Below are 21,980 nucleotides of genomic sequence, written 5' to 3'. Positions count from 1 at the left end.
ATCTGCTGGATTGCTGATCGCTCGGAGAACGATACGGATTCCGGTCCGAAGCTACGAGGTACTGAGGGTGGGGCTAGGACGCCCCTACAATACGAATCGGAGCGAGCGCGCCGTTGCCGACCGTGCGAACGCGAGCCGACAGGGGAGCGCTGACCGTCATTACTGACAATGTAGCTCCCCCGAGGGACATAATGGTTACGAGTCCGGTCGCTCGAGCGCGACAGCAGGGGCTCGCGGCCGGTGGCAAACGGGGAGGACATCCCTCAGGCGCGCACCTCCTCGTGCTCCTGCTGGCGTTCGACGCCAGCCTCCTCGGCGAAGCGCTCCAAGACGTCGACGGTGACGCGGCGCTTCTCTGCCCCGTAGTCTTTGACGCGGCGGGTGACCGCCTTGACCTGCTCGTCGGTGGGCTCGAAGCCCCGCTCGACGAGGCGTTCCCGTACCGAGTGGGTGCCGGTGTGCTTGCCCATGACGAGCTTGCGCTCGGCGCCGACCATCTCCGGGGTCATGACGCCGGGTTCGAAGGTATCGGAGTTCTCGATGACGCCGGCGGCGTGGATGCCGCTCTCGTGGGAGAAGGCGTTGTCGCCGACGACGGGCTTGTTGCCCGGCGTCGCCATCCCGCTCTTCTCCTCGACGATCTCCGACAGTTCGGTGATGCGCGTCGTGTCGATCCCCGTATCGGTCTGGTAGAGCGACTCGACGGCCATCACGTACTCCTCGTAGGCGGCGTTGCCGGCCCGCTCCCCGATGGAGTTGACCGACACCTGCGCCTGGGACGCGCCGGCTTCGATGCCGGCCAAGGCGTTGGCGGTGGCCAGCCCGAAGTCGTCGTGGGTGTGGACGTCGACCTTCGCGTCGGTGTGGGCACAGACCTTCTCGATCATGGCCTTGAACCGGGTCGGCGTCGCGACACCGCAGGTGTCCGGGATGTTGATCCAGTCGGTACCGGCCTCGGAGACCGCTTCGATGACCTCGATCAGGTACTCCTCGTCGGTTCGCGTCGCATCCATCGGCGAGAACATGCAGGTCACGCCCGCCTCTTTGATGCGTTCGACCGACTCGACTGCGCGTTCGACGACCTCCTCGCGGGTGGCGTGCATCGAATCCTCGATCTGGACATCGCTGGTGGACACGAAGGTGTGCACCATCTCGACGCCGGAATCGAGCGCCGCTTCGATGTCAGCGTCGACGACGCGGGCTAAGCCGCAGGTCGTCGAACTGGTGGACGAAGCGATATCACGAACGGCCTCAAACTCGGCGTCCGAGTTGACGGGGAACCCGGCCTCGATGACGTGGGTTCCCATCTCGTCCAGAACGGACGCGATCTGCCGTTTATCGTCGTAGGAGAACGAAGTGCCGGGCGACTGCTCGCCGTCCCGGAGGGTCGTATCGAAGACACGTGCTGACTCTATTTCGTCAGTGGAATCTAACGTGCCCTGGAAGAACTCGACCCCCCTGACTGTTGTCAGAGGATGGGCTGTCTTGTGAAGACATTGTATCTGAATCCCAGGTGCGACGATATATATAAAGCTAACGCTGTCTTCACTGAGAGTCGGACCGTCTGATCATCATGATCGTTCGTGAACGGTGGAAAATCGCACGACGGCAGCGTCCTATTAGTTCGGGGTACGTCCTAATACAGTATTTATCACCGCGGCCGTCTGCAGTAGTCACTGCCTGACTTCAGCGCGATCACCCCCGATTCGACCCGCACTCGCTCGTTCGAGCGCTGGCGCGCGCTCGAGAGTGGCCGTTCGGTCGGTCTCGACTCTTCGAAACCGTATCGATACCGAAATTGTGCAGTTTCGTCGAATATCGGAGACAAGTGGTCGGTTCTTCCCCCGATCGGTCGAGAATCGCGCGCTCGAGACGCCGCTTCCGTCGAGACGCTCGTCCCCGGCGGCCGACGTGGGACATGTGAGTGTCAGGATTTTATGCGGGGTCGTGGTACGCCACCGCGCATGACATCTGACGAGGTCACTCGGCTACTGACCGAGGCGTACAACGACGAACTCGAGACCGTGATGAACTACCTCTCGAACGCGATCGTCCTCGACGGGATCCACGCCGAGGAGGTCAAAGAGAGCCTCGAGGTGGACATTCAGGAGGAGCTCGACCACGCCCGAATGCTCGGCGACCGGCTGAAACAGCTCGACGAGTCCCCGCCCGGTTCCGAGTCGTTCGAGGCGAGACAGCACAGCCTCCAGCCGCCCGAAGACACGACCGACGTCCAGTCGGTTATCGAGGGCGTCCTCGAGGCCGAAGAGGACGCCATCGAGACCTACCGGTCGCTGATCGAGGCCGCGACAGAGGCGAACGATCCCGTCACGGAGGACGTGGCGGTGACGATCCTCTCCGACGAGGAGGCCCACCGGACGGAGTTCCGCGGGTTCCAGAAGGAGTTCCCGATGGACTGATCGGTCCGCATTCGATAATCTCCGCGAGCGAACGAATGCGCGGCGCAAAGCGCCCGGAAGGCGAACGGCGGAGTCGTTCGAAACGCCGAAGACGTTTCGTGATGACGAGAGAGCTTTGCTCTCTCGAACCACCGTGAGCCAGTGAGCGAGCGGGCCGACGACCGATGTGGAGGCCTCTTCGGGGCCGGAACGGAGGGAGGAGTGCTTTTGATCGACCTTTTGCGAGGGCCAACGAAACTGGCCCGGAGCGCAAAAAGTTGCCGAACGTTTTTCTAATCCCGGTTCGAGCCACCTCGTATGAGCGATTTCGACCTCGACCTTCGGGCCGTCGAGGAACACATCGACGACGAACTCGAGCTCGAAGGGAGCATCGTCCTCGGCGTCCTCGACGGGGAGACGCCGGCCGAGGAGTGGCTCGAAGCGATCTCCAAGGGAAACGTGCTCGTCCTGAACGTCGACGGCGACGTCAACGAACTGGCCTCCGGCTTCGCGCGCGATATCAAAGAGTCGGGCGGTAACCTCGTTCACTTCCGGGGGTTCCTGCTCGTGACGCCGCCGGGCGTCGACGTGAGTACCGAACGGTTATGAGTCGGTGGGCGGCGAGGCGCTCGCTAGTCGTTTCGATAGATGGGTGAGCGGAAGCCGACGCCGCGAGCCCGAAGGAACCATCCCAGTTCGACCGCTCCCCAGAGCAGCCCCGTAGAGAGCGCGACGATCACCGGACCGATGTCGGACGGTCCCAGCCACGTCGGGCTGGCGTGGACGAGCGCGTTGACGAAGCGGGACGGGACGAGGTCCCGGAACCCGTCGACGATCGGCTCGAAGAGGCCGAGGTCGATGTCGCGGCCGCCCGGATCGTCCGCGCTGCTCGTGCGGGACGCGAGGCCGAGCGCGGCCGCGCTTCGCCCGCCGGCGCTCTCGTCGCCGGTCTCGAGGCGTTCGGCGTCGTACGGATGTTTGAACCGGGCTTGCCAGACGATACCGCCGGATTCGTTCACCTCGAGCACCCGCTCGCCGTCGGTGTCGACGATGAGCGTGCTCCCGCCCGGCAACCGGTCGGCGTCGCGGGGCCACTGCATCTGTGCGTCTGACCAGACCCAGCTCCGGTTCCACGTCCCGTTTTGGCGCTGGAACTCCTGGACGCGTCCGTTCTCGGAGTCGGCGACGACGACGGCGGGCCCGCCCCGACTTTCGGGGATATAGTCCGGATTGTGCTGCTCGTTGAGTATCGAGTAGTCGTCTTCCGCGCCGAGCGTCCAATCCTCGAGCATACCGGTCTCGGGGTCGATGAAGACGACCTGATCCTGGTTTCGCAGACTGGCCATTACGGTGCCCGCCATCCGCCCCCGTTCGATGTACTCCACGTCGTTGAGGTGGACCCAGTTGCCGGGGTAGGGCCCGCCACCGGAGACGGGGAACTCGCTCTGGGCGTCCCAGGTCCACTCGATCATCTCGGTCTTTGTGTCGACCGCGAACACCTGATCGGCGGCGATGTCGGCGACGACGATGTGTCGGTCGTTGATCCGATCGGCGTCGTGCCACTCGCCGGCGGTCTCTCGATAGACGTACTGAGAGTAGATCTCGGTCACCTCGCCCGTCGAGAGGTTCGCGCGTTCGATGACGTTTCGAGCACAGGGCGGATCCTGACACTGCGGACTCTCCGCGTACAGCGTGTCCGTCGCGGCGTACTCGACGGTCATTGAGGCGTTCGCCACGGGGTCGACGTCGTAGTATTTCGTGTGGGTGTCGTTCGAATAGATGCGGCTCCCGTTCGGCGCATACGCGACGATGTTCCCGATTCGGCCGGACTGCGTGACGACCGTGTGATTATCGGTCGACGGGACGGTGCGGACTGTCCCCGTGTTCCCGGCCGTGGAGTCGGCGACCGCGCTGTAGACGATCCCCGCCCCGCTCACCACGAGCACTGTCAGAAACACGATACGCAGTCGCCGTCTCGTTATCCGCTCTGCTATCGGCCCGAGTGCCACGCGTACCATTTGGCAGTTGGCGTCTCTCACCGGCGACGACAATAGTGTTTCAGGGTAGCCTCTCTCCGTGAGGACTGTCTCTTCAATCGACTAGCACGGACCGACGGACCGCTCGCCGAGCGACCGCTCGACGAGAGCGTTCTCGTGACCTGTATTGTCTCCCGATCAGGAACGTAGCGGGAGCCAAGACGGAGAGTTAGCGGTAACAGTCGTTCGGAACTGGGGGGAGACCGCGAACAGCGTCAAAAAGTAGCTGAGTGCTCCGACCGCAACGAGGGAGACGACGATCAAGGCATTGTGGCTGATATCGGATGTTTCGAAGAGGGATCGGCCCGTTTTAACCACGACAGCCATCATCACCGCAGCAGCGCACTGTCTCGCCAGTTCGCCGGCGGGGACCGTGAAGGCAACGAGTTGCCGAAGTGCCCGATACGAGAGGACCAATCCGACACACGCGGAAAGGACGGTTGCGACTGCAGCGCCGACCCAGCCGGTCCACCAGACGAGAAGAATGTTCAGTAACGCGTTCAGCACGATGAAGACCGTATTGATTCGGAACGCGATATCGGGTCGGTCCAGCGCGTTCAAGGCGTTCATCAGTTGTTTCTGATAGCCGTATATGAGGGCCGCGAGGATCAGGAGCCCGAGGACGGCCGTCCCTTGCGTAAACGTCTCACCGTACAGGCGAAGGAGTCGGTCGGCGAGGATGACACCACCGAAGAGCCCGGGGATGACGATCAGACCGCCGTACGATAGCGAATCGGTGATCAACCTCGAAATCCGATCGCGATCCGCTGACGCTTCGGCCTGGCTCAGCTCGGGGAACAGCGTGGCACTCACCGCGCTGTCGAACAGCGTGAGGAACGTCGCGATGCTCCAGGCGACGGAATAGACGCCCACCAGCGCGGAGGGGACGAGCGCACCGAGCACGACGATGTCGACGTCGTTGAACGAGCGGGATTTGAGCCCGCTGAGCCACGAGAACTTCGCGAAGTCGAACAGACTCCGAAAGTGGCGTTTCCGCGGCCGTGTCACGTCGACCGAGAGGAACGCCGCTCCGAGGAGAACGGCGAGGAAGGCGCCGATCGCGTGTCCGATGAGCATCCCCGCTAGTCCGAACCCGGTGAGGACGAGTCCGATCTGGGCCACGCTCCGGAAGCCGGTCTGTATCGGCATGAGCAGTCCGGAAAGGTGGACCAGTCGTTCTCCCTGAAGCGCGGCGGTGACGAGCGAGGACGACAACGAGATCAACAAGAGCACTGCGACGAACGGTGCGACTCGCTCGCCGACGTAGCCGTTCACGACGGCACCGAACGCGAGTACGCCCAGCGAAAGCCCCAGTCCGAGCACCGCGACGATAACCATCCCAGCGGTGAAATGCGCCGACGGCTCCTGCCCCTCGCTGATCCGTTTGACGACCGCCGACGCGATTCCGAGTTGGCCGCCGAGCGAGAGCCACGCGACGATCGCGAGGACGATCGCGTAGTGGCCGAGGACCGTCGCACCGAGCGTACGTGCGAAGTACAGCGTCGCGACGAACCCCAATGCCGAGCCGACGAGCTTGGAGGCGAAGACGACGAACGACGTCTGGCCGATTCTCATATGGTTCTGAAATTCTTCTCTCTGGGAGGGCTGTGCGACCCCCTTCGCTAACCGCGATACTCTCGTCGCACAAATCCGTTGTGAAGCGTTCCTCCTCGATGCCGAATTGCGTCTCGAGTTGGGCGTCGAGCTGTCGGTGTTCGACGCCTGCGGCGCGTGTATCGCCGTGCAGCGTCGAACGACGGACCACGGAACCTGACCAAGCGACAGTCGAACGGGAAATTCCGTTCGCGACGGCTGCTACGGCGACGTGAACGTCAGGAAGTGCCCGTCCGGATCGCGCACGACGATCTCGTCGTCCGTCTCCCGATCGACGGCCCGCACTCGATCGCGCACCGCCTCGAGCGCGGCCGCCGGCTCGTCCGTTTCGAATCCCAGGTCGACGTGGACGCCGCCGCGGGCGTCGGCGATGCCCAGGTGGGGCTCCCACAGCTCGAGCGCCATCGGGCCGTGGAGGCGCACGCGCTTCCGGTCGTCGCCCTCGTCGACGGTCTCGAAGCCCAGCGCCTCGTAAAACGCCTGCGCGCGGTCGAGGTCCTCGACCTCGAGCACGACCTCGAAGATCCCGTCGATCCCCGATCCGGCCACGTCCTGCTGGCCGAGTTCGACGCAGTTGCCGTCGGGATCGTAGAGGTATAGCGACCGCGCGGGGCCGAACCGCGCCTCCTCGAGGTCGTAGTCCGCGGAGAGCCGGTCCCACCAGTCGTCGTACTCGGCCTCGGGGATCGAGAACGCGTAGTGCGTGTGGAGACCCCCGCGCGGGACTCCGGCGGGACGACGGAGGACCAGATCGGTCTCGCCCGCCGCGAAGACGAGCTCGTCGTCGCTGCGCTCGCGGACGGTCAGCCCCAATTCCTCCTCGTAGAACGCCTTCGCCGGCTCGAGGTATTTCGCCTCGAGCGCCAGCCAGGCCAGCCCGGAAAGCATGGCCGTTCGTACGTGAGGGATCGGCATAGAAGCGTCGCCGGCGCGTCGAGGCCGGCTGCTCGCGCGGGACGATTCGACGGTTGGACGAACATTCGACGGATGGACGCGAAGCGATAGATACGGTTCTGGGCTATCTCTACGTGCCCATGAGAGCACCACTCCCGACCAACAGACTCGTCTCGCTGACGCTCGCCGGCGCGGTGCTGACCGCCGTCGTCGCGCTCGCGCTGGCGGCTCCCGGCCTCGGACTCGTCGGCGATGCGCCGACCGACGGGCCCACGTCGACGCCGCTCGCGAGCGACGCACCGACGCCGAACGCGGACTTCACCCCGGCGGTCGATACGCAAGGCGGTGAGTACGAGGACGAGTACGAAGACCACGAGGAAGACGACTACGAGGAGGACGAACACGATGAAGACGAGTACGGCGACGAACGGGAGGACGACTAGCTATGAGCCTGGCGGAGACCCTCACCGCCGCCCGCACGCGACTCGGTGACGCGAGCCTGACCTTCCGGTGTTGCGATACGGAGTTCGTCGTCCGGACGACCGGCTACCGCGCCGACGCCGCGGCCGAGCGCGCACGGCGGACCGCGCTGTCGCTCGAGGCCGAACTCGACGCGTTCGATCCCGAGAGCGCGGTCGCGCGGCTCAACCGGACCGGCAGCGTCGAGAACGAACACGTCGCCCGCCTCGTCCGGCGCGGCCTCGAGTACGCCGAGCGTACCGGCGGCGTCTTCGATATCCGACAGGGCGCGGTCGAACACGACCTGAAGGCGTACCTCCGCGGTGACCGAGCGGATCTCGCGGCGTCGTTCGACACCGACTCGGACGGGGCGGTGGGCGTCGACGGCGACCGCGTCGACGCCGAGGTCGAACTCGATCTCAACGGCCTCGCGAAGGGGTACATCGTCGACCGCGCGGCCGCCGCGGCGGCGGGTCCTGGCCGGCGCGGTTTCGTCAGCGGCGGCGGCGATATGTCGCCGCCGACCGGCCCGGTCGCCGTCGAGAGCCCCTACGGGGACGCCCGCCCGCTCAGGGTCCTCGAGACCGACTGGAACGTCGCCACGTCCGGCGGTTACCGTCGCCGGCGCGGCGGCGTCGACCACGTCTACGACCCGACGACGCAGCGGCGCGGCTCGCGCCACGAGTCGGTCACCGTGATCGCGAAGCGGGACTGTACGGAGGCCGACGCGCTCGCGACGACGCTCGCCGCCGCGCCGCTGTCGGACGCGCTCGAGCTCGCGGCGGACTGGCCCGACCTCGAGGCGTTCGTGGTCCACGACGGCATCTTCCACGCGACGGAGGGATTCGATGCCCACGTCGCATAGTCAGACGATCGCGATCGTCGCGATCGTGTTTTTCGTCCTCGCGCTCCCGGTCACGTGGGGGATCGCCGACGTGCGCGAGACCCAGGCGGTCGACCGCGAGAAGAAGGATCTCGTCGATTCGACGGTCGCGACGAGACAGGCGCCCGCGGATTACGACGGCGACGGGATCCGCGACGCCGCGGACCGCTGCCCGACGCGTCCGGAGACGACGAACGGCTTTCAGGACGGCGACGGCTGTCCGGACGTCGTCGCGACGACGGGGGCCTCGTGATGGAGATTATCTGGTATCTCGACCGCGCGGCGGCGCTCGTCGCCTATCCCGCGTTGTATCTGGCCGTCCTGACGGGGATCTTCTACAGTGCGCGGTCGTTCGGTCCCCTCCACCGCCTCGCCCGCTCGGTCCACATCGAAATCTCGGTGTTCGCCATGCTCGTGACGCTGCTCCACGGTGTCCTCGGCGTCCTCGACACGTGGTTCATCGTCTCTGGGGCAGCCCCTCAGCCCGCGTATTCGACGACTTACCTGCTCGCCGGCGTCGTCGTCGGCGTCGGAGCGCTCCAGTTGCTCGTCGTCGCGGTCCTGGGCTTTCTGGACGCGCGCCGGTTCGAGCGCCCTTGGGGCCCCCGGGTCGTCCACGCGTTCGCTTACGGCGGCTTCGGCTTCGCCACGGTCCACGCGGCCGCGGTCGGGACCGACGTCGCGGGACTGATCCGGCCGGTCTTCGGCCCGGCGGTCGTGTTCCTCGTCTACGTCCTGCTGTTGCGCGTGCTGGCGGACAGCGGCCGGCTGTCGACGCCCGCGACGGCGGAGCAGTAGTCAGTAGCTGTCCCAGAGGTCGAACAGCCGGTCGACGACCCGGTCGGTGAACGTCCGCCGGTGGACCGTGTAGAGGTACTGGACGCGCTCCGGATCGCGCAACTCGTAGGCGACGCTGCGTCCCTGCCGTTCCTTGGTCACGAGGTCGGCCTCCTCGAGCTTCGAGAGGTGCCACGAGACCGTCGAGGGCGACCGGTCGAGGCGCTCGCTCAGCTCGGCGGTCGACAGCGCCCCTTCGACGGCGAGGTGGGCGACGATCCGGCGGGCGTACTCGCGTCGCAACGCGTTCATCACGGCCCGATCGGCCTCGTCGAACTCCTCCGCGGGATAGTACCGGGTGTACTTCCCGTCGTCCGACACGTCCACCAGCCCGCGTTTTTCCAGCCAGCGGAGGTGATACTGGAGCGTTCCCTGGGCGTACTCGAGGTCGTCGAGCAGGCCGCGAAAGTGTACACCCGGATTGGCGCGGACGTGCTGGTAGATCGCCCGCCGCGACCGGAGTTCGAGCTCCGGCTCGCGGTCCGGATCGGCGTCCGTCATGATCAGCCCCGGGAGAGCGCGACGAAGAAGGCGAGCAGTCCCACGAGGATGAGCGCGGCCGCGCCGTGTTCTATGAGCTCGACGGTCCGAAAGGAGAGGTACGGGAGGAGGTAATACTCGAGGAAGACGACGACGCCGTAGACCGCGAACATGAGATAGCCGACGGCGACGACGCCCATGCGGCGGTCGCGCTCCCGTCGCCACGCCAGCAGGCTGAGCGCCGCCAGCGTTCCGGCCAGCAGGAAGATACCGAGACTGATCGACTGCTCGAGCTGTTGGGCGAGCGTCAGTGCGACGACCCCCGAAACCGGCGATACCATTCGGTCTGATTCGACCGACGGTTCGGTCGGGAAAAAGGATTGTCGTCCAACCGTCGAATCGAGCCGGAGCGCCGCTCGGCGGCGCCTCGAGACCCCGATTTGTCGACGAGATTTTATCAGTACCCCGTCCGTAGCCCGGATCATGGCATTTCGCGCCGACGAGCGTGCGACCGATTTCCGGGAGATCGACCGATTCGACGGCGGCGTCGGCTGGATCGCCCACCCCGACGAGCGGATGCAACGCGCCAGCCACGCCCTCGCGGTCGACGGCGAGGTCTGGGTGATCGACCCCGTCGACGCCGACGGGCTCGACGACTTGTTCGCGGAGTTCGGCGACGTGGCCGGCGTCGTCGTCGGCCTCGACCGGCACAAGCGCGACGCCGCCGCCATCGCCGACCGCCACGACGTCCCGGTCTACCTCCCCGAGTTCTTCGAGGGCGTCACCGAGGACATCGACGCCGCGGTCGCCCGGTTCGACGAGGAACTCTCGGACACCGGGATCCGATCGCTGAAAGTGGTCGACAACCGGTTCTGGCAGGAGGTCGCTCTCTACAATCCGGCCGACGGGACCCTCGTCGTCCCCGAGACCGTCGGGACCGTCGATTACTTCCTGGCGGGCGACGAGGAACTCGGCGTCCACCCGGCGCTGCGATTGAAACCACCCCGGGAAGCGCTGCGCGAGGTCGCTCCGGAGCGCGTTCTCGTCGGCCACGGCGCCGGCGTGATGGATCACGGCGCGCGCGCCCTCGAGGATGCCCTCGCCCGCTCTCGGCGGGGCGCGCCCAGACTATACGCCTCGACCGCACTCGACATGCTGCCGATCTGACGAGCCGCGGGCCGAGACCCGGACCGCTGACTCGCCCTACGCGTGGCATACATTGAACTACCGCGCACCCTAAACTGCCGTGTGGTCTACGTAACCCGCGCGCTCGTCGACGTCCTGCTGGACCTTGCCAGCGACGCCGATCCGTCGCCGCTGACGACCGGCGTCTCCGTCACCGCCGCGAGCGAACTCGAGGGCGAGAGCGAGCTGCCGCCAGACACCCCGGTCTTCACGGACTTCTTCCTGCCGAACTCCGACAACCCCGTCAACGCCGTCTTCGGCGTCGACCTCTCGACGCCCGCCCGCCAGACCCAGGGCCGGTTCGTCTCTCACCCCGTCGGCGAGCTCGAGGTGACCCGCCGGGACGACCTGGCCCAGATCGTCTTCGTCGCCGTCCCGCCGTGGGAGGTCGACGAGCGGTCGTTCGCCGCCTTCGACCGCAGCGGCCGACGCCAGCCCCTCGAGATCGTCGACGCCGCGCCGCCGGGCCAGTCGCTGACGGACTGAGCCGGCTCGCGCTCGGAGCAGCGCCGAGGCTAGCTGTCGGTGTGTCTGGCTCGGCCGAAAAAACTCGAGTCGGGCGTCAGCCCCCGAAGGACACCGGGAACTCGTCGTCGCCGATAATTCGGTCGATGATGCCTCCCGGGCTCCGATCACGCCCGTCGTCGTCGCGGTCGTCGGACGGAAACTTCGGGATGTGAGGCACGTGTGGCGACCCTCCACGTAGAGCTAACCGGCTCGAGGCCCAAAAGCGCTGGCCCCCGGTTCTCGGCGGCCGCGGTCGAGCGAGTGGCCCTTTGCGAGCCGCCCCTGTCGGAACGTGAAGCCGGCGCTACGTCACTCGAGGTAGCCAAGCCCCCGGAGCTGTTCGGTGATCTCTTCGAACTCCGCCTCGGTGAGTTCGCCCTCTTTCTGGTGCTGGATGACGATACTGCGCAGGAGGAACCGAACGAGGTCGCTGGTGCTCTGGAAGCTCGTCCCTTCGATCGTCTCCTCGACGCGGTCGGCGAGATCCTTCGGGATCGACACCGTGGTGTATTCGGTCATACGCCATACTCCGTCGCGGCCCCCAAAGGCGTGTCGACGGACGACGGCGGTTCGCGGTCGTCGGTCGCTACTGCGTCCGTCGGCGGCGGCTATCGTGTCAGTCGTCGTCGATTCTCGCCGGTCGTCTCCGCAGGCGTTTTTATATTTGGCTCCGTACCCAAGGGTACAGGCATGGGAGTCCGGCCACCATCGAGCGGAGACGACGAGGAACCCGACAGTATCGAGTTCGGCATCGCCGCCGTCGACGCCCGTCTCAGAGCGTCCGATCTCTCCTTTCCGGCCACGAAAGAGGACGTCAAGGCCGAGCTCGGCCACGAGCGCATCCCCTACGACGTTCACGGCAACGACGTGGCGCTCGTCGAGATGCTCGACCGCGTCCCGACGACCCAGTTCGACTCCCGGCAGGAACTGCTGAACCAGCTCCACCAGCCGTTCGAGGAGTACCGCCGGAACAGCTCGAGCGGCGTCGTCGCACAGGTCCGCTCGCTGCTGCCGTTCTGAGCCGCGCTTCGATCTCGCGTCCGCTGTTCTCGCTCGTTTTTCGATCGTCGCGCCGGGAGCCCAGCGGCGCTATCGACTACGCGTGAGCCGAGCACCCTCGATAAGCGGGAGATCGCCCGAGTCTCTCGAGTTAATCGTCGCGTGCCTCGCGTGCGATCCGCTCGAGCCGGCGCCGTTGCTCGCGGTGGAGGGTCACGAGCATGTCCGAAAGGACGCCGAACATGAGCAGTTGGACGCCCAGAATGATCGCGGCCGCCGAGACGACGGCCATGACCTCGTGGCTCTGCGTGTACTGGATCCACTCCCAGAGGACGTAGGCCGCGATGAGGGCTCCCGAGAGGATCCCGGCGACGCCGAGGCTCCCAAAGTAAAAGAGGGGGTTGTTCGTCTTGGCCAGCGAGTACAGCGCCAGCAGGATCGTCCCGCCGTCTCTGACCGGGTGGAGGTTGGTCTCGGACTCGTCGGGGCGCGCGCGGTAGCTGACCGGGACGACCGTCGTCTCGATCCCGTGTTTGACGCACTCGACGGCCAGCTCGGTCTCGATCGTGAAGCCGTCCGAATCGAGCGAGAGCCGCTCGAACGAGTCGACGGTAAAGGCCCGGTAGCCCGAGAGGATATCCTCATAGTTGGCCCCGTGGACGAAGCCGAACGCGCGGTTGATCATCCGGTTGCCGAACCCGTTCAGCGCACGCATCGCGTCGTCGTCCATGTCCGCGAAGCGGTTGCCGATCACGTGTTCGTAGCCCCGCGCGAGCGGCTCGATCATCTTGTCTGCGTCGGCCGGATCGTAGGTGCCGTCGCCGTCGAGCATCAGGACGTACGGCACCGTCACGTACTCGAGGGCCTCGCGGACGGCCTGGCCCTTGCCGCTCCCCGACTGGACGAACACCTCCGCGCCGTGCTCGCGGGCGATCTCGCGGGTATCGTCCGAGGAGTCGCCGTCGACGACGACGACGTTCGTGTACCCCTCCTCGTAGAAGCCCTCGATCACGTCGCCGATCGTGGCCGCCTCCTCGAGCGTCGGGATGAGCACGCAGACCTCGTCCGGCGTGATCTCGTCGGCCTCCTCGCCCACGGCGACGGCCTCGCCACCGTCCGAGAGGACGCTCGAGTCCGCACGCACCGCGTCGTCTTCCATCGGGAGGTACTCCCCCGCGGATCCGCAAAAGGCTACTGATTGACTAGTGTCGGGCTTTTACCGGTATATACGGCGAGAAATGACGATCAGTGGGAACTGATTTTCAGCAGGGATCGAACGTGTCTCGCTGCGTTACCACGTCAGCCCTTCGTAGACGTCAACGGCGTCCTCGTCGACGTCGATCCGGCGCCCGTCGACGACGACGGAGCGAGCCATCCCTTCGAACGTGAGGTCGTCGAACTCGGGCCAGTCGGTCGCGACGACGGCCCCGTCGGCGTCCGCGAGCGCACCGTCGGCCGAGTCGGCGTACTCGAGTTCGGGGTAGTCGGGTCGGACGTTCTCGATCGCGACCGGATCATAGGCGACGACCGTCGCGCCGCGCTCGTGGAGGTGCTCGATCACGTCCAGCGCGCGCGACTTGCGTACGTCGTCGGTGCCGGGCTTGAACGAGAGCCCGAGGACCGCGATGCGCGCCCCCTCGAGAGAGACGTGTTCTTCGAGCAACTCGACCAGCCGCCGGGGCTGGTCGTCGTTGACGTCGACGACCGCGTCGAGCAGTTCGGGCTCGTATCCCTGCTCGCGCGCACCGGCCCGCAGGGCGTTGACGTCCTTCGGGAAACAGGAGCCGCCCCAGCCCAGCCCCGAGCGCATGAAGCGTTCGGAGATTCGGTCGTCGAGACCGACCGCCTCGAGCACTTCGTAGGCGTCCGCGTCGTACTCCGTCGCGATGTTGCCCAGCTCGTTGACCAGCGAGACCTTGGCCGCGAGGAAGGCGTTGTTCGCGTACTTGATGAGTTCGGCCTCGCGGATGTCGGTCTCGACGAGGTCCGTTTCGTCTCGGTCGAGAATGGGCGCGTACAGCTCGCGGAGGGTGGCGGCCGCCTCGTCGCTCGCCGTTCCGAGGACGACCTTGTCGGGTTCGAGGAAGTCCGCGACGGCGGTCCCCATCCGGAGGAACTCGGGATTCATCGCGACCTCGATCCCCTCGCCGATCGGGGTGCCGGACTCGGCCTCGAGGATCGGCGCGACCACCTCCTCGGTCGTGCCCGGGAGGACCGTGCTCTTGACGACTACGAGGTGGTCGTCGTCTTTCTCGGCCAGCGCTCGCCCTAGCGACTCCGCGCCGGCGCGCATGACCGCGAGGTCGAGGCTGCCGTCGTCGGTCTGAGGCGTGGGGAGACAGAGAAACGTGACGTCAGTGTCGCGGATTTCGTCGTAGTCCGTCGTCGCGCGGAGGGTGGTGCCCGCGTGGGCGGCGATGCGTTCGGCGAGGCCCGACTCGTGGATCGGGGCCTCGCCGGCGTTGATGCTGGCGACGATGTCCTCGTCGATCTCGACGTTGATGACGTTGTGGCCGAGATCCGCAAGACAGGCGGCGATCGTGGTACCGACGTAGCCGCTGCCGACGATAGAGACGTTCATAGGGCGTGAGATGAGCGGTGGACGTTAGACGTTTTTGGGTTCGAGCGGACCCGATTCGGTCCATCGATTCGTGTCCAGCTCGTCACTAGGTCGGGTCTTCGTAGCTCTCGAGGGCGTCCGATCGTACCACGTCTCGAGTAGTCACTCGCTCTTCTCTCTCTTTTCTACTATCGGTCGAAAATCCTCTGTATCCACTGAACGATAGACTTCGACTGATCTTCTTTCGACGGGTCAGGCGTTGCTTCTCGAGTCATCGGCTTTGCCTCATATATCTCGAGCCGTCGCTCGAGTTGCTCGATACGCGCGGTCTTCTCCTCCAACTGCGTTTCGAGAGTCGTAGTTTGCTTTTGAAGCAGTGAGAACTTCTCCTCGAGGTACACACGCTCACGATCTCGCAGTGACTCACCGTTCTGCCCCTTCGTCTCGCCTTGGCCTGTCCGTGAAGGCTCGTAGAACTCAGAGGTGTGCGAGATTGCGCGAGCGATCGTCTTCTCACCGTACGTTGAGCCATCGGCGTAGTGAACCTCAGACCACTTCGGACGGTCCAGTCTGGATCGGCGAAACAATCGATCCATTTGGACAGCATGGCCACCAGTCCAGAATGCGAGGAGACAACACAACGCCATATCTGCTTCCGACTGGCTCGCGTACCCGACAGTCGACCCGTTCCAGAGACGCTCGAATTTCTCCCCATTCGATGCGTTTCGTGCCTTCTCGAGTATTTCGTCGTCCGTAAGGAGCGGTTCCGAACCCCCCTCTGGCGAAGGCATCGGTGATGGAATCTCGTGGGCATCATCGTTGATTTCGCGAACGTACGCCGCGTGAATCTCCTCGAGGTCAGCTTGTCGGTGTTCGATTCGTGTCGGCGTACCCGATACGTGATCACCGGTGACGGTGAAGTATCGGGCGTGGTCGTACATTTCGACATGCCCACGTCGATTACGACCCGCTGGAAGCTCTCCGCGAATCAATACGTGATAGCCAGTCTCTGATGGTGAAATTTCGGTATACGAGTCTAACTGGTTGATGATCCTCTTTGCTTGCTCTGTTGGCTGACCGGTTGCTGGGTCGCGACAGTCATCTAAATCGATTCCAACAAGCGAATCAGTGCTCGAAAACACGAATCCAATCCCACTGGCTGCCGTCGGACTCGACCCGAGATACGCGAGCGCAGTCTCGAGACTGCTCCACGTTCGATCGTCCGTCGTCGATGCGAATTCTGCTGTCTGTGGGTCGATCGGAACCTTCGTCGTCTCTCCATCCCGTTCGGTTTGCTCCCAGCAGATCCACTGCTCTCGAGAACGCAGTGTCTCAGGGATTGCTGTTTCGTCAATCATAACTCTCAGTCAGAGAGGGGTCTCCCCTTCTGACCGCCACCCTTGGTGCGGTCAGAAACACCACCACTATCAGTAGACTGACCTGGCAACTCGGACCGAGACTGTACCTTCGGATCGAAGTCGATAACCGCCTTCTCGTGGGCTAACGCCCGAATCTCTATACCGCGCCATTCGCCATCGACGCCAACGAGAGCCTCTGAATAACCTGCTAAATCATTACCAGGGACCGCATCCTGGACGAAGCGCATTTGCGCGGAGTTCAGACCGAACTCGTCGGCCCACTCACGGTCCATTCCATCGAGATGGTGGAACTGTTTGATCGCACACTGGTCAATGATCGCTTCCGACTCGGGATGTTGGAAGAACTCGTCGACGGTCTGGGTCACGAGTCGGATCGAGAGGTTGTGATGTCGGTGGTGACGGAAGACGATCTCGAGGTACTCGAGACTCGCTGCGTCTTGCATGATGTAGCGGGCCTCGTCGATAACGAAGACGACCTCCTTGTCCGTCTCTTTCGCACGTTCGTACACCGACGAAATCAGTAGTTGCATGATGAGGCTCGTACTGCCGCCGAGACTCCCCTCCTGCTGGGCGAGATCTAAGTAGATCACCTTCTCATCACGGATATCGAACTCCGTCTCACGGCCGAGATTCTCATAGCGGCCGCCTTCGGCGAACGGTCGTAATTGGTCGATGAGCCACGTCGCGTCCTCACGGATTTTGAGTATCTCTTCGTGTGTCCGAACGACGTAGTCGTCAGGGTCGTCGACCATCCCCTGAAGGATATCGAGGGCGTCACGCATCGTCGGACTCTCATTTTGATGCGTCGCGATATCGTCGGTGATTCCCTTGCGGGCGTATGCCTCCTCGATTGCCGTCTCGAGTGTCGTCCGCCGATCGCCGAGTTTGATTCCGCGGAGGGCGAAGTAGTTTGACAGGAAACTCATCACGCTGTCCAGTTTCTCACGATATGGACTGGCGTCTTCGCCCATCGCCCGCTGAACCCGTTCGGGAGTGGGCTTGATCTCGAGCGGGTTCAGTCCCATGTTCCCGCCAATCGTGATCCGTTCTCCGCCGAGCGCTTCGGCAACACCCGCCCAGTTATTCAACGGCTCGAGGATGATCCCGATTCGATCTTCGCTATCCTCGATCGAGCGGATGAAGTTCTGTTTCGAGCCGAAGGATTTCCCGGAACCGGGATCTCCGATCGTGAACATCGCGTACCCGTTTTCTCGAGCAAAGGGATCGATCACGACCGGGCTCTGATTCCGCCAGTGGACGCCAAACTCGACGCCGCCGTCTTCGAGGATCGTCGCGTTGTGCGGCGACGCCAACAGTGCCCCAATAGCCCCGCCGAGTGCCGTTGCCTCCCGACCAAAGGGATTCGGACCGATCGGTGCCGCGGCCTGGATCGCGAGGTCCTGCTTACAGATGGCCGTCTTCGGTGTGAGCCCTGCCGGTTCCTCGCGGAGTCGGCTCTTGATCGTACGGACAGCATCTCGAAGCTGATCACGCGACTCCGCACGGATCGTGATGAACGTTCCCTGATCGAACACACGGCTGCCGTTCTCGACGCACTTGTAGGTCGAGACCGCTTCACCAGCTCGTTCTTGGAGATACGCACCGCGAACACTTCTCTCGAGGTCTGCATCGGCCCGGAGATCGTCCGCGACTCGCTGGAGTTCGTCGCGTGCTTGCTGTTGATTCTTCGGCGTGACGTGAACCGTCAGGTCGAACTCAACGTCGGTGAGCTCGAACAGTTCGTTGAGATACCCGTCTTTCGGATAATCGGGATAGTCAGCGATGTAGAGCGTAGACGTCCACTGGTTGCCAACGCGTGCCGTACGGGTCTCCCACTCGATCGCAGCCGGTGCAACTGCGTGCTTGTGCTGTTCCGTAAGATCATCGAGCAACTCTCCCTCTTCGAGTCCCTCCTCAACGAGTTCGTCCTCGAGCAGATCGGCGATGATTCAAGCGGTCTGAAATACTGAACCGACGGATCGCGAAGCAGATGCGGAGAACGATATTGGATGGCCGCTCATCTCGACAGCATGGTCCTGTTCGAAGAGTTCTTCGGCGATAGAGGGGCTAATGAAACTTATACCGCCGATTACGAGGTGGTTCATGTCCGTCTGAATGGAGGGATCTTAGTTAGTCAATTGCGACCGTGTCGTTACCAGGTGAGGCCTTCGTACGCTTCGGAGACGTCCTCGTTGACGCCGATCCGCCGGCCGTCGACGGCTCCTTGGGCTATCACGTCGAACGTGCGGTCATCGAACTCGGGCCAGCTGGTCGTGACGACGGATTACTGTTCTGGCGCATCTGCCGTCTGCTCTTCCGACTGGTCTGCCGTCCGCTCGGCGAGCCACTCCTCGGCGCGTTCCCGGTCTTCCGGATAGCCGACGTCGATCCGTTTGCCGTCCATGCGGATCGCGTCGATCGTCCGCCCGGACTGAATGAGCAAGTCGATTGCGTCCGGCAGTTCGTACTCACCGCGATCCGAGGGCTGGACGAGGTGGCAGGCGTGGAAAATCTCCGGCGTGAAGGTGTAGAACCCAGTCATGACGAGGTTCGACGGCGGGTCGTCGGGTTTCTCCACGACCTCGACGATTTCACCGTACTCGTTGGTATCGAGGACGCCGTATCTCGAGGCCTCCTCGTACGGGACTTCCTCGACGAGAAAGGCGGCGTCGGCGCGGGCTTCCTGCTGGCGATTGATCACGTCGCCAAGGTTCGCCCGGAAGATGTTGTCCCCGAGCATGAGGACGAAGTCGCTGTCAATATGGGGTTCGGCCTGGAGGATGGCGTGGGCGAGCCCGAACTGTTCGCGCTGGTGGGCGTAGGTAATCGGCGCGCCGCGGTACTCGTCGCCGTAGCGCTCGATGATCTGCTCTTTCCGGTAGCCGACGACAACGACGAATTCAGTGATGCCGATGTCGATCAGGTTGTCGAAGACATCCTCGATGAGGGGCTTGCTGTCAACTTCGACGAGGACCTTGGGCTTGTCTTCGGTGAGCGGCCGGAGACGAGTACCTTTTCCGGCTGCTAAAACCACTGCTTGCATATTCTATATGGTTTCAGCCGGGGATTATATGTCTTGTGAGCGATTCAGATTCGAGTTTACTGGACGTGTCATCGCGAGCTAAATTGAGCTCTCGATCGTTCTTTCGCTTGACTCCCGCTCAACTTTCAGGTTGACCTGAGGAGAGATCGAATACGGGGGTACTGTCTAGTTGCCCAGTTTGGGAACGAGCAGGTCGTTGAGTGAATTGGACTAAAATTCACACAGATCTGCTCGCAAGCACTATAATGCGGGTTTAGAAGAATCGTGGGAGAACGAGCGGATGGTGACGCCCGTCAGGATGTTCGCCGTTCGCCTCCACGAAACCGGTTGTTCGCTCCGTGAGTTAACAACGACCTTGACGGGATTAGGCGTTAGACGCTCGCATGGAGTGATTTGGAAATGAGTTCATCGGCTGGCTGACAGCGGGTGCGACCCGCTTGAGGCGCAGCCGAAGCAGGTTGCGATTGACGAGAGCGCCATCATATTAAAGACAAGTAATCTTAGCTGTACGCTGCAATAGAGACCGAGACGAACCTCATACTCGACGTCGCGTTATCACTCGGAATGGAACCGATCCGGCAATTGTGTTTTTGCAGGACTTGACTATAAATTAAATATATATGACATGATATTTCTCGTGGAGTAATTCGGCTATCGGCTGCCATGCTCGATTAGGGTTGAGCGGTCAGGTCAACTACACCGAGCGAAACCTCGCCAAAAAGTGACTTCATACCCTCAAAGGCACCGTCTAGTTAGTGCGGTTTGAGAAGCGAGCAGGTCGTAGAGTTAGTTTGGATCAATGCTCGTAGACCTGCTCAGCGAGGGCTACGCGGCGGAATTTGATGAATGTTGGGAGCGTGAGCGGACGGCGACGCCCGTTAGGGTGTTCGCCGTCCGCCTTCACGCGACCGGTTGTTCGCTTCGAGAGACACAAGCAATTCTCCGCTTGATCGGCGTAGAGCGCACTCATCAAGCAATCTGGCACTGGGTACATCGGCTGGCTGACAGCGTACCAGACCCGCCGACGGCAAAGCCGTCGCGGGTCGCTATTGATGAAACTGCTGTCAAGATCAACGGAAAATGGTCTTGGGTATACGCTGCAATAGATCTAGACTCGCGGCTGATTCTCGATGTCGCAGTGTTCGGACGACGAGGCACCGATCCGGCTGCTGCGTTCCTGCATAAACTGACCGAGAAACACGATCTCTCCGAGACGGTGTTTCTCGTTGATGGCTACGGTTATCTGACTGCCCTCTCTCGATTAGGGCTGAGCGGTCAACTCGACTACGTTGATCGAAACCTCATCGAAAAGTGGTTTCATACCTTCAAGATGAGAGTTGACCGCTTCCATAATTCATGGGTGGGCAGTCGGGCGAGCGTCAGAAAATGGCTTGAACAGTTCGTACACTACTACAATACACAACGACCGCACCAATCACTTAACGGACAGACGCCAGCGGAGGTGCTTAACTAGACAGTGCCCCCTCAAAATGCGCATCGACCGCTTGAACAATTCGTGAGGGGGCAGTCGTCCGAGCGCACGCAAATAGGTTATGAACAATTTATGCACTACAACCGCCAGAGACCGCATCAAACTATCAACAGAAAGACGCCAATCGAGGAGGTGCAGAACTAGATAGTGCCTTCTTCAGGAGTTAATTTCTTGCCAATTCCCTTCGCTTTCCAGAACCAGTACATGGATCCGGAATCGTCGGTGTCGACGGCAGTGCGATTAGTTGCTGGTATATCTCGAGTTTGAAGAACCTTGGATTGCCCGTTGCAGGTATGGACAGTAGACAGGGTAAGAGGACGATCCTGATCAGAACCTCAGGCCACAGGTCGTATTCGGAGGTGAGTCTATTCATAAGATGAACCACCCTAGCAGGATCGGTGACACTGCTACTCGGTTGGGGCCTTAAAGAAGAGGCGTTGAAAGAGACACTGCTAAGTTAGCCTATTCCAGTTATTAGTTCTGTGAAAGTCCTGATTACGATGGCCGGAAAGGGAAGTCGGTTCAGAAACGTCGGTGTCTCCATTCCGAAACATGAGATTTCGGTCAGGGGCCGACCGATGTTTGACTGGGCGATGCAGAGTTTAAAAATGTTTTTTGATTCGGAGTTTATCTTCGTGACGCAATCTGAACACGCCGCCGCATCGTTCCTTGAAGAAGCGTGCGATCGGCTCGGGATTTCGACGTTCCAAGAGGTCTCTCTTGATGAGTATACCAATGGCCAAGCAGCTACGGCAATGGCCGCTGATCGGCTGATTGGCAACTCTGAATCTGTCGTAATATACAATATCGATACATACATTGAGGCAGGCCAGATCTCGCCCAGCGATATTTCAGGAGACGGGTTTATCCCAGTCTTCGAGACACCTGGCGAACGTTGGAGTTTCGTTCGTAAAGACGAAGACGGAACTGTTACCAGGGTCTCAGAGAAGGAAAAGATCTCGGACCAAGCGACTGTCGGCTTTTATCACTTCGCAGAATGGGGCTCGTTCGCCGACGCGTACGAAGCCGCAGCCTCGAGTGTCAAGTCAAAATACGGCGAAACGTACGTCGCGCCGCTGTACAACTATCTGATCGAGAAGGGTCTAGAGGTAACAACTCATCAAATCGACAGTGAGAGCGTTCACGTTCTCGGAACGCCGGACGACCTTCGCATGTTTGACCCCGGCTTTAATCCAGAAAGCACTGAGTAACA

General features: G+C 62.6%; 22 protein-coding genes and 2 pseudogenes. 12 read left to right on the top strand and 12 right to left on the bottom strand.

Features of this window, described 5'->3' with window-relative positions:
- Window positions 1-263: 263 nt before the first annotated feature.
- Window positions 264-1,508 (bottom strand): LeuA family protein, encoded by a 1,245-nt coding sequence (locus NKH51_RS09990; protein ID WP_425606702.1) that lies wholly within the window; start codon window positions 1,506-1,508, stop codon window positions 264-266.
- Between the two features lie 456 nt (window positions 1,509-1,964).
- Between NKH51_RS09990 and NKH51_RS09985 the strand changes: the two genes are divergently transcribed.
- Window positions 1,965-2,420, top strand: a complete 456-nt coding sequence (locus NKH51_RS09985) for a ferritin-like domain-containing protein (RefSeq protein WP_254761543.1) — start codon at window positions 1,965-1,967, stop codon at window positions 2,418-2,420.
- A gap of 297 nt (window positions 2,421-2,717) precedes the next feature.
- Window positions 2,718-3,008: a DUF5779 family protein gene (locus tag NKH51_RS09980; protein WP_254761542.1), complete on the top strand. Its 291-nt coding sequence runs from the start codon at window positions 2,718-2,720 to the stop codon at window positions 3,006-3,008.
- A 23-nt stretch (window positions 3,009-3,031) separates the two neighbouring features.
- Here NKH51_RS09980 and NKH51_RS09975 read toward each other — a convergent pair whose 3' ends face one another.
- The 3 genes from NKH51_RS09975 to NKH51_RS09965 all read right to left on the bottom strand — a co-directional run bounded on the left by NKH51_RS09975 (window position 3,032) and on the right by NKH51_RS09965 (window position 6,937).
- Complete coding sequence (locus NKH51_RS09975) at window positions 3,032-4,417, bottom strand: arylsulfotransferase family protein (protein WP_254761541.1); 1,386 nt, start codon at window positions 4,415-4,417, stop codon at window positions 3,032-3,034.
- Between the two features lie 156 nt (window positions 4,418-4,573).
- A complete protein-coding gene (locus NKH51_RS09970; RefSeq protein WP_254761540.1) occupies window positions 4,574-6,010 on the bottom strand; it encodes an oligosaccharide flippase family protein in 1,437 nt (478 codons plus the stop codon).
- Window positions 6,011-6,250: 240 nt separating this feature from the next.
- Window positions 6,251-6,937: a VOC family protein gene (locus NKH51_RS09965; protein ID WP_254761539.1), complete on the bottom strand. Its 687-nt coding sequence runs from the start codon at window positions 6,935-6,937 to the stop codon at window positions 6,251-6,253.
- A gap of 146 nt (window positions 6,938-7,083) precedes the next feature.
- Between NKH51_RS09965 and NKH51_RS09960 the strand changes: the two genes are divergently transcribed.
- Genes NKH51_RS09960 through NKH51_RS09945 form a run of 4 tightly spaced genes read left to right on the top strand, consistent with a single transcriptional unit; the run spans window position 7,084 to window position 9,083 of the window.
- Entirely contained in the window at window positions 7,084-7,386 is a 303-nt protein-coding gene (locus NKH51_RS09960) for a hypothetical protein (protein WP_254761538.1), read from the top strand.
- 2 nt (window positions 7,387-7,388) lie between these two features.
- Entirely contained in the window at window positions 7,389-8,267 is an 879-nt protein-coding gene (locus tag NKH51_RS09955) for an FAD:protein FMN transferase (RefSeq protein ID WP_254761537.1), read from the top strand.
- Window positions 8,251-8,538: a thrombospondin type 3 repeat-containing protein gene (locus NKH51_RS09950; RefSeq protein WP_254761536.1), complete on the top strand. Its 288-nt coding sequence runs from the start codon at window positions 8,251-8,253 to the stop codon at window positions 8,536-8,538. Before NKH51_RS09955 ends, NKH51_RS09950 begins: the two co-directional genes overlap by 17 nt.
- Window positions 8,538-9,083: a hypothetical protein gene (locus NKH51_RS09945; protein WP_254761535.1), complete on the top strand. Its 546-nt coding sequence runs from the start codon at window positions 8,538-8,540 to the stop codon at window positions 9,081-9,083. Before NKH51_RS09950 ends, NKH51_RS09945 begins: the two co-directional genes overlap by 1 nt.
- On the opposite strand, the gene NKH51_RS09940 is transcribed toward NKH51_RS09945, so the two are convergent.
- Both NKH51_RS09940 and NKH51_RS09935 read right to left on the bottom strand, forming a co-directional pair.
- The gene (locus tag NKH51_RS09940) at window positions 9,084-9,623 is read right to left on the bottom strand and encodes a winged helix-turn-helix transcriptional regulator (protein WP_254761534.1); all 540 of its coding nucleotides are present in this window, start codon (window positions 9,621-9,623) and stop codon (window positions 9,084-9,086) included.
- Window positions 9,624-9,625: 2 nt separating this feature from the next.
- On the bottom strand, window positions 9,626-9,943 hold the full coding sequence (locus NKH51_RS09935) for a hypothetical protein (RefSeq protein ID WP_254761533.1): 318 nt from the start codon (window positions 9,941-9,943) through the stop codon (window positions 9,626-9,628).
- A 142-nt stretch (window positions 9,944-10,085) separates the two neighbouring features.
- Between NKH51_RS09935 and NKH51_RS09930 the strand changes: the two genes are divergently transcribed.
- Window positions 10,086-10,769, top strand: a complete 684-nt coding sequence (locus NKH51_RS09930; protein WP_254761532.1) for a hypothetical protein — start codon at window positions 10,086-10,088, stop codon at window positions 10,767-10,769.
- Between the two features lie 81 nt (window positions 10,770-10,850).
- A complete protein-coding gene (locus NKH51_RS09925; RefSeq protein ID WP_254761531.1) occupies window positions 10,851-11,273 on the top strand; it encodes a JAB/MPN domain protein-containing protein in 423 nt (140 codons plus the stop codon).
- Between the two features lie 330 nt (window positions 11,274-11,603).
- On the opposite strand, the gene NKH51_RS09920 is transcribed toward NKH51_RS09925, so the two are convergent.
- A complete protein-coding gene (locus tag NKH51_RS09920; RefSeq protein WP_006186097.1) occupies window positions 11,604-11,813 on the bottom strand; it encodes a ribbon-helix-helix domain-containing protein in 210 nt (69 codons plus the stop codon).
- Window positions 11,814-11,984: 171 nt separating this feature from the next.
- Between NKH51_RS09920 and NKH51_RS09915 the strand changes: the two genes are divergently transcribed.
- Window positions 11,985-12,314 carry a DUF5789 family protein gene (locus NKH51_RS09915; protein ID WP_254761530.1) on the top strand — a complete coding sequence of 110 codons (330 nt, stop codon included), beginning with the start codon at window positions 11,985-11,987 and terminating at the stop codon, window positions 12,312-12,314.
- A gap of 130 nt (window positions 12,315-12,444) precedes the next feature.
- Here NKH51_RS09915 and aglJ read toward each other — a convergent pair whose 3' ends face one another.
- The 5 genes and pseudogenes from aglJ to aglF form a co-directional block, all read right to left on the bottom strand.
- Window positions 12,445-13,452: an S-layer glycoprotein N-glycosyltransferase AglJ gene (gene aglJ / locus NKH51_RS09910; protein ID WP_254761529.1), complete on the bottom strand. Its 1,008-nt coding sequence runs from the start codon at window positions 13,450-13,452 to the stop codon at window positions 12,445-12,447.
- Between the two features lie 132 nt (window positions 13,453-13,584).
- Window positions 13,585-14,874: a UDP-glucose 6-dehydrogenase AglM gene (aglM, locus tag NKH51_RS09905; protein WP_254761528.1), complete on the bottom strand. Its 1,290-nt coding sequence runs from the start codon at window positions 14,872-14,874 to the stop codon at window positions 13,585-13,587.
- A gap of 167 nt (window positions 14,875-15,041) precedes the next feature.
- On the bottom strand, window positions 15,042-15,794 hold the full coding sequence (locus tag NKH51_RS09900; protein WP_254761527.1) for a phage NrS-1 polymerase family protein: 753 nt from the start codon (window positions 15,792-15,794) through the stop codon (window positions 15,042-15,044).
- A gap of 482 nt (window positions 15,795-16,276) precedes the next feature.
- A pseudogene (locus NKH51_RS09895) lies at window positions 16,277-18,178 on the bottom strand (VirB4 family type IV secretion system protein); the annotation flags it as partial.
- 338 nt (window positions 18,179-18,516) lie between these two features.
- Window positions 18,517-19,275, bottom strand: a complete 759-nt coding sequence (gene aglF, locus NKH51_RS09885; RefSeq protein WP_254761526.1) for a UTP--glucose-1-phosphate uridylyltransferase AglF — start codon at window positions 19,273-19,275, stop codon at window positions 18,517-18,519.
- Window positions 19,276-19,516: 241 nt separating this feature from the next.
- Here aglF and NKH51_RS18920 point away from each other — a divergent pair.
- The 3 genes and pseudogenes from NKH51_RS18920 to NKH51_RS09870 form a co-directional block, all read left to right on the top strand.
- Window positions 19,517-19,997 (top strand): annotated as a pseudogene (locus tag NKH51_RS18920) (transposase domain-containing protein); the annotation flags it as partial.
- 77 nt (window positions 19,998-20,074) lie between these two features.
- Window positions 20,075-20,749: an IS6 family transposase gene (locus tag NKH51_RS09880; protein ID WP_254761525.1), complete on the top strand. Its 675-nt coding sequence runs from the start codon at window positions 20,075-20,077 to the stop codon at window positions 20,747-20,749.
- Between the two features lie 518 nt (window positions 20,750-21,267).
- Window positions 21,268-21,978, top strand: a complete 711-nt coding sequence (locus tag NKH51_RS09870) for a glycosyltransferase family 2 protein (protein ID WP_254761524.1) — start codon at window positions 21,268-21,270, stop codon at window positions 21,976-21,978.
- Window positions 21,979-21,980 lie beyond the last annotated feature (2 nt).

Origin of the sequence: Natrinema marinum (assembly GCF_024296685.1) — an archaeon.
GTDB lineage: Archaea > Halobacteriota > Halobacteria > Halobacteriales > Natrialbaceae > Natrinema > Natrinema marinum.
Note: the sequence above shows the minus strand (reverse complement) of the source record. Positions and strands in the feature narration are given on the sequence as shown.

Excerpts from the sequence above, each read along its gene's own strand:
- aglM (WP_254761528.1), bottom strand. The coding sequence starts at position 14,874 with ATGAACGTCTCTATCGTCGGCAGCGGCTACGTCGGTACCACGATCGCC.
- NKH51_RS09950 (WP_254761536.1), top strand. The coding sequence starts at position 8,251 with ATGCCCACGTCGCATAGTCAGACGATCGCGATCGTCGCGATCGTGTTT.
- NKH51_RS09870 (WP_254761524.1), top strand. The coding sequence starts at position 21,268 with ATGGCCGGAAAGGGAAGTCGGTTCAGAAACGTCGGTGTCTCCATTCCG.
- NKH51_RS09940 (WP_254761534.1), bottom strand. The coding sequence starts at position 9,623 with ATGACGGACGCCGATCCGGACCGCGAGCCGGAGCTCGAACTCCGGTCG.
- NKH51_RS09965 (WP_254761539.1), bottom strand. The coding sequence starts at position 6,937 with ATGCTTTCCGGGCTGGCCTGGCTGGCGCTCGAGGCGAAATACCTCGAG.
- NKH51_RS09880 (WP_254761525.1), top strand. The coding sequence starts at position 20,075 with ATGCTCGTAGACCTGCTCAGCGAGGGCTACGCGGCGGAATTTGATGAA.
- NKH51_RS09985 (WP_254761543.1), top strand. The coding sequence starts at position 1,965 with ATGACATCTGACGAGGTCACTCGGCTACTGACCGAGGCGTACAACGAC.
- NKH51_RS09980 (WP_254761542.1), top strand. The coding sequence starts at position 2,718 with ATGAGCGATTTCGACCTCGACCTTCGGGCCGTCGAGGAACACATCGAC.
- NKH51_RS09915 (WP_254761530.1), top strand. The coding sequence starts at position 11,985 with ATGGGAGTCCGGCCACCATCGAGCGGAGACGACGAGGAACCCGACAGT.
- NKH51_RS09960 (WP_254761538.1), top strand. The coding sequence starts at position 7,084 with ATGAGAGCACCACTCCCGACCAACAGACTCGTCTCGCTGACGCTCGCC.
- NKH51_RS09945 (WP_254761535.1), top strand. The coding sequence starts at position 8,538 with ATGGAGATTATCTGGTATCTCGACCGCGCGGCGGCGCTCGTCGCCTAT.
- NKH51_RS09900 (WP_254761527.1), bottom strand. The coding sequence starts at position 15,794 with ATGTACGACCACGCCCGATACTTCACCGTCACCGGTGATCACGTATCG.
- NKH51_RS09935 (WP_254761533.1), bottom strand. The coding sequence starts at position 9,943 with ATGGTATCGCCGGTTTCGGGGGTCGTCGCACTGACGCTCGCCCAACAG.
- NKH51_RS09930 (WP_254761532.1), top strand. The coding sequence starts at position 10,086 with ATGGCATTTCGCGCCGACGAGCGTGCGACCGATTTCCGGGAGATCGAC.
- NKH51_RS09955 (WP_254761537.1), top strand. The coding sequence starts at position 7,389 with ATGAGCCTGGCGGAGACCCTCACCGCCGCCCGCACGCGACTCGGTGAC.
- aglF (WP_254761526.1), bottom strand. The coding sequence starts at position 19,275 with ATGCAAGCAGTGGTTTTAGCAGCCGGAAAAGGTACTCGTCTCCGGCCG.
- aglJ (WP_254761529.1), bottom strand. The coding sequence starts at position 13,452 with ATGGAAGACGACGCGGTGCGTGCGGACTCGAGCGTCCTCTCGGACGGT.
- NKH51_RS09970 (WP_254761540.1), bottom strand. The coding sequence starts at position 6,010 with ATGAGAATCGGCCAGACGTCGTTCGTCGTCTTCGCCTCCAAGCTCGTC.
- NKH51_RS09975 (WP_254761541.1), bottom strand. The coding sequence starts at position 4,417 with ATGGTACGCGTGGCACTCGGGCCGATAGCAGAGCGGATAACGAGACGG.
- NKH51_RS09920 (WP_006186097.1), bottom strand. The coding sequence starts at position 11,813 with ATGACCGAATACACCACGGTGTCGATCCCGAAGGATCTCGCCGACCGC.